Here is a 2123-nt window from a genome sequence, read left to right as displayed (position 1 = left end):
TGTAACTGCTAAACTAAAGTAGACCATTATTGCTTGATAAGAATGAACACTTTTCTTGGGGGATAGGCATGTAACAGGCTGTTGCCCCGTAGGGGCGGCAGCCTGTTACATGCTCGCCGTTCCGCTGGGCACCAACTAACTATTGCAATCTTTCATTTACTGTATAATACATGTTTGTACGATACAGAAATGGGAGGAGTAAGAAAGGTGGAAACATGGAAAGTGTATATGGAAATCTATCAACTAAAACAAGAAGGATTTAAAATACGAAGAATAGCTAGAAAACTAGGTATATCAAGGACAACAGTATATAAATACCTTGAAAAGTCTCCTCAGGAAATGGCGGAGTGGGTAGCTTCCACACAGACAAGAAAGAAGAAATTAGATGCCTATGAATTACTTATTCATACTTGGTTAACGGAATATCCGGACCTTTCTAGTGCTCAAGTTCATGATTGGTTAAAAGAAAGGTTTCCAACTCTACGTGTTGGAGAAAGTACCGTTCGGAGTTATGTCAAAGCCCTCCGGGAAAAATATTATATTCCAAAGACAGAAATGAAGCGTGTCTATCAAGCTATTCCAGATCCACCAATGGGGCAGCAAGCCCAAGTAGATTTTGGTCAGACGATACAGAAAACGTCCCAGGGAAAGGAGAAGAAATTATATTTTATTAGTTTCGTGCTTTCGCACTCTCGTTATAAATACGTTGCGTGGCTCTCTCGTCCTTTTACAACAAAGGATATGATTCAAGCTCACGAAGATGCTTTTCAGTATTTTGGAGGAATTCCACATGAGTTAGCTTATGATCAGGATTCCCTTATCGTAGTAAGTGAAAATGAAGGAGATCTCATTCTTACCAGTGAGTTTCAAGCATACAGGGAAGAGAGAAAATTAAAGCTCTTTGTATGTAGAAAAGCTGATCCAGAAAGTAAAGGGAAGATTGAAAATGTCGTAGGATTTGTGAAGAAGAATTTTGCGAAGAACCGCGTATTTCACCATATAGATAAATGGAATGAATCCTGTTTAGCATGGCTGATTCGAACCGGAAACGGAAAAGTGCATAATACAACAAAAAAAAGACCAGTCGAAGTGTTTGCCCTAGAAAAACAACACTTAAGACCAGTCAACAAAAAAATTTTAATTTCAAATATCGATAATAGTATAACAAGAAATGTTCGTAAGGACAATACCATTGTCTATCAATCGAATCGGTATTCGGTACCGCTTGGTACATATAAGAAAGATAAAGCAGTTTTTATTGAAATAAGCGATCAAAACGAATTAATAATACGTGAAGAATCGAATGGAGCAATCATTGCCAAACACACGTTAAGTATAGAAAAAGGGAAATTGATTCAAGATTCCCAGCATACCAGAGATCGTTCTAAAGGAATAGCTGCCTATATAGAAACGGTATCGACGTACTTTGATAATAAGGAAATGGCTTCTGATTTCCTTCAGGAAATTCACCAAAGATATCCTCGTTATATACGAGATCAATTATCTCTTATTTTAAAGGTATCTAAAACAGTAACAAGAGAACGAAGGAACCAAGCTTTAGAAGAATGTGTCGCACGCAAAATATATAGTGCAACAGAGTTTAGAGATGTCGTAGAGTTTATCCAAAGACAAGCTGTTTCTAATCAAAGACCACAGCAAGTAGAAGCTATCAAAACATTACATGGTATGGACGATACACTACTTCAAATCAAGCCAAAAACAAGAGAATTGGATGCTTATATAGAGTTATTGAAAGGAGCAACGGTATGAGTCATTCGATAGAAGAAATACAACAGCAGTTTCGATCATTGAGACTCACAGAGACGGCAAATTATTTGCCCTCTCTGATTCAACAAGCAGAGTCAGAAGATTGGACGTATCAAGTACTTTTGAACCAATTAACCGGATATGAATTAAAACGGAGAGATGAAAAACTAATCGAAAAACGATTAAAATGGGCTGCATTCCCTTCCTATAAGACGTTGGAGGAGTTTCACTTAGATGAGCAGCAATCGCTCAGCAAAAGACAAGTAAATCAATTAAAGGAGTTTACCTGGCTGGATCAACTCTATAATTTAATCGTTTTAGGACCGCCAGGTGTGGGGAATTATCGAAAGTTATTG

2 protein-coding genes are annotated in these 2123 nt (G+C 37.5%); both read left to right on the top strand.

Features of this window, described 5'->3' with window-relative positions; translation table 11 throughout:
* Nucleotides 1-189 precede the first annotated feature (189 nt).
* Nucleotides 190-1770 (top strand): IS21 family transposase, encoded by a 1581-nt coding sequence (istA, locus tag BN1068_RS00235; RefSeq protein WP_077600838.1) that lies wholly within the window; start codon nucleotides 190-192, stop codon nucleotides 1768-1770.
* Nucleotides 1767-2123 (top strand): ATP-binding protein (locus tag BN1068_RS00230; RefSeq protein ID WP_139344689.1); only part of this gene is annotated, 357 nt, incomplete at its 3' end. The genes istA and BN1068_RS00230, both read left to right, overlap by 4 nt.

Origin of the sequence: Oceanobacillus sojae (assembly GCF_900162665.1) — a bacterium.
Taxonomy (GTDB): domain Bacteria; phylum Bacillota; class Bacilli; order Bacillales; family Amphibacillaceae; genus Oceanobacillus; species Oceanobacillus sojae_A.
Note: the sequence above shows the minus strand (reverse complement) of the source record. Positions and strands in the feature narration are given on the sequence as shown.